Source organism: Paraburkholderia sp. J94 (genome assembly GCF_905220285.1).
In the GTDB taxonomy this organism is placed as follows: Bacteria; Pseudomonadota; Gammaproteobacteria; order Burkholderiales; family Burkholderiaceae; genus Paraburkholderia; species Paraburkholderia tropica_A.
Genome location: NZ_CAJMZH010000074.1, coordinates 1 through 216 on the forward strand (window position 1 = coordinate 1; position 216 = coordinate 216).

General features: G+C 50.9%; 1 protein-coding gene. It reads left to right on the forward strand.

All coding sequences use genetic code 11. From position 1 onward, the window contains the following. Nucleotides 1–190 (forward strand): hypothetical protein (locus U4Y88_RS37710; protein WP_321790159.1); only part of this gene is annotated, 190 nt, incomplete at its 5' end. Nucleotides 191–216 lie beyond the last annotated feature (26 nt).

A 216-nucleotide genomic window follows, 5' to 3' on the forward strand; every position in this document is an offset into this window, starting at 1 on the left:
GCTTTTAAACGGCAACGTAAAAAAAGAAGTTGACGAAACGAAAAAGAGCCTTCATAATCTCGTTTCTCTGCTGCTGACGCAGCAACGCAGCAAACGCCGGGCAGTAAGCGCACTTCGGTGCGGCGACCAACCGGGCAGTTTGCGCGACGCGATCTTTAAAAATTTACAGCCGATAAGTGTGGGCGCTTGATAGGTGATGCGACCTGACCGGTTCTT